Genomic DNA, 4,970 nt, shown 5'->3' with positions numbered 1-4,970 from the left:
TGAAGGTGTCCGCGGACCCGACGCGCTCGCCACCGATCCAGTGCCGGGTGTCGACGGTGACGCCCGCAACGGTGACCTCGGTCATGGAAAAGCCTCCAAGTCGTTTGACCCCAAACAATTTAGCGAGCCACGATCGGGACGGTCAAGGGGCATCGGGACGGCCGGGGTGCCGAGGCGGGCCAAGGGCCGCCCCCACACCCGCTCCGCATTCCCGACGGCCGACTTCCGTTGTATCGTTTGCCCCCAAACAATCTCGTCGGCGAAAGCGGGCACCATGGCGCGGCTCTCCCATCAGGACTGGCTGGACCGGGCGGCGAAGCTGCGTCCGGTGACCGTGCATCACATCGACGGCGCGGACCACGCCGGCGACGGCGACACGTTCACCGTGATCGCACCGCGCGACGGGACACCGCTCGCCGAGCCCGCCCGGGCCGGACCACGCGAGGTGGACCTGGCCGTGGCCGCCGCCCGCCGCGCCTTCGACACCGGGGCCTGGCCCCGACTCGCCCCCGCCGAACGCGGTCGCGCGCTGATCCGGTTCGCGGACACGATCGAGGCGCACCGCGAGGAACTCGCGCTGACCATCGCCCTGGAGATGGGCAAGCCGGTCACCGAGGCGTACGACATCGAACTGCGCGCGGTCGCCGCGTGCTTCCGCTGGTACGGCGAGGTCGCCGACAAGTTGATCGACGAGGCACCGCAGACCGCCGCGGACGCGCTCGCGCTGGTCACCCGCGAGCCGGTGGGCGTCGTCGCCGCGGTCGTCCCGTGGAACTTCCCGCTCACCATGGCCGCCTGGAAGGTCGCCCCGGCGCTCGCGGCCGGTTGCACCGTGGTCCTCAAACCGGCCGAGCAGTCGCCGCTGTCCGCACTGCGACTGGGCCGGCTCGGCGCCGAGTCCGGTCTGCCGCCGGGCGTGTTCAACGTGGTCGCCGGCGAGGGCCCCACCACGGGGCGCGCGCTCGGCCTGCATCCGGACGTCGACGTGCTCGCGTTCACCGGCTCGACCGCGGTCGGCCGACACTTCCTGCGCTATGCGGCCGACTCCAACCTCAAGCGGGTCTGGCTCGAACTGGGCGGCAAGTCGCCCAACATCGTGCTCCCCGACGCCGACCCGATGGCCGCGGCGGCGAGTGCGGCTTGGGGCGTGTTCTTCAACCAGGGCGAGATGTGCACCGCGCCCTCCCGGTTGCTCGTGCACTCCTCGATCGCGGACCGGGTGACCGACGCGGTGGTCGAGCGGGCCCGCGCGCTGCGGATCGGCGACCCGCTCGACCCGGCCACCACGATGGGCGCGCTGGTGAGCGCGGCGCACCTGGCCCGGGTGCGCGAGCACATCGCCCGGGCGCACGCGGCCGGCGCCCGGCTGCGCACCGGCGGGGAACGGGTCGATCGGCTCGGCCACTTCCTGGAGCCGACGGTGTTCGACCGGGTGACCCCGGAGATGGCGCTGGCGCGCGAGGAGGTCTTCGGCCCGGTGCTCGCGGTACTGACCTTCGACACCGAGGACGAGGCGATCCGACTCGCGAACGCCACCGAGTACGGCCTCGCGGCGGGCGTGTGGACCACGAACCTGTCCGCCGCGCACCGGATCTCCCGGGCGGTGCGGGCGGGCACGGTCTGGGTCAACTGCTACGAGGAGGGCGGCCTGAACGTGCCCTTCGGCGGGATGAAGCAGTCCGGCCACGGGCGGGACAAGTCGCTGCACGCGTTGGAGAAGTACACCGACCCGAAGACCGTCTGGATACGACTGTGAGCCGAAGCTCCCGCCTGCCCGCCCCGTCTTCCGGGCGGGCCGCACCGGCCGGCCGCTCGACACGCCGCACGACCCGCCTCACCAGGCCCGCCTCACGAGACCCGCGGAGACCGCAGTGACCCGTCCGCTGATCGCCCTGCCGTGCCGGTTCGCGGCCACCACGTCCGCACTGCGCTACGCCGCCGAGGTGACCGCCCTGGCCCTGGCCGAGGCGGTCTACGCGGCAGGCGGCGAGCCGTTCATGATGCACCCGGCCGAGCCCGCCGGCGCCGCGTCCCGACTCGCCCGCGCGGACGCCCTGTTGTTGCCCGGCGGCGGCGATCTGGCACCGAGCAGCTACGGCGCGGACACGGTGCACGAGCGGGTGTACGACGTCGACATCGCGCAGGACGCCTTCGACCTGGCCGCCGCCCGACACGCGCTCGCGGTCGGGCTGCCGACCCTGGCCGTCTGCCGCGGCCTGCAAGTGGTCAACGTCGCGCTCGGCGGCACCCTCACCCAGGACATGCCGGCCCACCATCGCCACGTGGTGCACCGGGTGACGCTGGCCCCCGACTCGGCCGTCGCCCGCGCCGCCGGTGCCACCGAACTCGACGCGTCCTGCTACCACCACCAGTGCGTCGACCGGCCGGCCCCCGGCCTGCGGATCACCGGCACCGCCTCCGACGGCACCGTCGAGGCCCTCGAACCGGTCGCCGCCGGCGGCTGGTTCGTCGCGGTCCAATGGCACCCCGAGGACACCGCGCACACCGACCCCGCGCAGCAGGCCCTCTTCGACACTCTCACCGACCAGGCCCGCCGGCACGCACACACCCCACTCGTGCGGACCCCATAGCGCCGAACGACGCCGAACAACACCGTGCAGCACCGGCGAACGACAGCGATCGGCCCCGCCCGGGGCTCACCCCTTCGCGCGCCGCCCGCCGCGCCGGGGCTTCGGCGCGCCGCCGGCCAGCAGGTCCTGGCGGCGTTCCTCGCCCTTGGCCTCCAGCCGGGCGACGATGCGGCGCAACGAGTCGGCCAGCGTGAGGCATTCGTCGGCGCTCAGGTCGTCGGTGACGAACGCCTCCTCGGCGTTGAACGCCGGGAAGACCCGGTCCATCAGTTCCGTGCCGGCCGGCGTCAACGAGAGCAGCACGAGCCGGCCGTCGGTGGCGTGCGCGGTGCGGGTGAGCAGGCCGCGCGACTCCAGGGTGCGGGCCACACCGGTGAGGGTGCCCTTGGAGATGCCCGCCTCCTCGGCGACGTGCCGAGTCTCGCTCTCGCCCCAGATCCACACCTCCCACAACACGGTGAACGCGGTCCAGGTGAGTTCGGCGTCGCGCAGCACCGAGTTCTCCAGGTGCTGGCGCACCGCGGCGGCGGCGCGGTAGATGTTCGACACCGCGGCCATCTGCTCGCGCCGCAGCGGGATGTCGCCCAGTCGTGCCTGGACGGCCTTCTCCGTTTCGGTGATGGACCGCTTGCCGACCACGTGCTCCGCCTTCTTCGTCGTTCGCGTCCGAGCGGTGGCCCGATACGCCTTGCGCACCCCGAAATCTAGCCCTTGTGGCGACCTGTTTGCATCCGTACGATCAGCGGCACCCGCAGATCGTACGGACCCAAACGAATGGGTCCCGTCCCTCGGAGGCGCCGGGAATGGCAACCAGACAAGCGTCGACGAACGGCACCACCGGCCCCGAATCCGCCCCCTCGCGCGGTTCACTCGGCGTCGCGCACATCGTCTTCTTCGTGGTGGCGGCCTCGGCCCCGCTCACCGTCGCCGCGGGCGGCATCCCGCAGAGCCTCGCGGTCACCGGCACCTCCGGCATCCCCGCGCTCTACCTCGTCCTGGCCGCGCTGCTCGCGGTGTTCAGCGTCGGCTATGCCGCGATGAGCAGGCGGATCACCGGCGCGGGCGCGTTCTACGCCTACGTCGCCCAGGGCCTGGGCCGAGTGGCCGGCCTGGGCGCCGCGTTCGTCGCGCTGATCTCCTACAACGCGATGCAGATCGGCATCTACGGGCTGTTCGGCTTCACCACCGCCGACTTCCTGGACGCCAAGCTCGGCCTGCGGGTGGACTGGTGGGTGGTGGTCCTGGTCGGCATCGTGCTCGTGGGCGTGCTGGGCTATCTGCGGATCGACCTCAACGCGCGGGTGTTGGCCGCGCTGCTGATCGCCGAGACGGTGACCGTACTGATCTTCGACATCGGCGCGTTCGGCCAGGCCCCCGACGGCATTTCGTTGCACCCGTTCTCCTGGGACGCGCTGACCTCGGGCTCGATGGGCGCGGCGTTCTGTTTCGTGATGGCCTCCTTCACCGGCTTCGAGTCGGCCGCGATCTACGGCGAGGAGTGCGCGGACCCCAAGCGCACCGTGGCCCGCGCGACCTACGTCTCGGTCGGCGTGATCGGCGTGTTGTACGCGGTCACCGCGTGGGCGCTGATGAGCGGTGCCGGTACCGACCGGGCGGTCGAGGCGGCGACCGAGCACGGGCCGAACCTGATCTTCGTGCTGGGCGGCGACCAGATCGGCTCCGGCTTCGCCGACCTGGCCCAGGTGTTCCTGATCACCAGCCTGTTCGCGGCGCTGCTGTCCTTCCACAACGCGGTCGCGCGCTACTTCTTCGCCCTCGGCCGCGAGGGTGTGTTGCCCACCGCGCTGGGTCGCACCCACCCGCGCACCGACTCGCCGCACCTCGGTTCGGCCACCCAGACCGCGCTCGCCGCGGCCGTGGTGATCGCCTTCGCGGCGCTCGATCGCGACCCGATGGCGACCCTGTTCAACTGGTTCACCAACCTGGGCGCGCTGGGCGTGTTGCTGTTGCTCGTGCTGACCTCGCTCGCGGTGGTGGTGTTCTTCCTCCGGCGCGGCGCGGACGGCGAGAACGCCTGGAGCCGGCTGATCGCGCCGGCCGCGTCGGCGATACTGCTCGCGGCCGTGTTCGTCGCCGCCCTGGACAACTTCGGCGTGTTGCTCGGCGTGGACTCCGGCTCCGCGTTGCGCTGGGTGTTGCCCACGCTGGTGCTGGGCGCGGGCGTGGTGGGCGCGCTGTTCGCGCTGTTCCTGCGGGCGACCCGGCCGGGTGTGTACGCGGGCATCGGACGCGGCCGGAGCTGACCGACCCGCAACCGCGGGGGGGGGGCCCCCCCCCCCCCGGGGGGGGGGCCCCCCCGGGGGGGCACGCGCACGCCCAACCCCACCCGGGCCGCCCCCGCCACCCGGGGCAAGACAC

The 4,970-nt window shown here is 72.7% G+C and carries 4 protein-coding genes; 3 read left to right on the top strand and 1 reads right to left on the bottom strand.

The features are described from left to right. Positions 1 to 274 precede the first annotated feature (274 nt). A complete protein-coding gene (locus ACFXMF_RS46725) occupies positions 275 to 1,756 on the top strand; it encodes an aldehyde dehydrogenase (protein ID WP_379990051.1) in 1,482 nt (493 codons plus the stop codon). A gap of 115 nt (positions 1,757 to 1,871) precedes the next feature. Further along, entirely contained in the window at positions 1,872 to 2,591 is a 720-nt protein-coding gene (locus tag ACFXMF_RS46720) for a gamma-glutamyl-gamma-aminobutyrate hydrolase family protein (RefSeq protein ID WP_379990052.1), read from the top strand. Positions 2,592 to 2,657: 66 nt separating this feature from the next. Here the strand turns inward: ACFXMF_RS46720 and ACFXMF_RS46715 are convergent, their stop codons facing one another. Further along, positions 2,658 to 3,230 (bottom strand): MarR family winged helix-turn-helix transcriptional regulator, encoded by a 573-nt coding sequence (locus ACFXMF_RS46715; protein ID WP_360319544.1) that lies wholly within the window; start codon positions 3,228 to 3,230, stop codon positions 2,658 to 2,660. Between the two features lie 164 nt (positions 3,231 to 3,394). On the opposite strand from ACFXMF_RS46715, the gene ACFXMF_RS46710 reads away from it, so the two are divergent. Continuing rightward, positions 3,395 to 4,855: an APC family permease gene (locus tag ACFXMF_RS46710; protein ID WP_379990053.1), complete on the top strand. Its 1,461-nt coding sequence runs from the start codon at positions 3,395 to 3,397 to the stop codon at positions 4,853 to 4,855. Positions 4,856 to 4,970: the final 115 nt, after the last annotated feature.

This window comes from Embleya sp. NPDC059213 (genome assembly GCF_042754445.1).
Lineage (GTDB): Bacteria > Actinomycetota > Actinomycetes > Streptomycetales > Streptomycetaceae > Embleya.
Note: the sequence above shows the minus strand (reverse complement) of the source record. Positions and strands in the feature narration are given on the sequence as shown.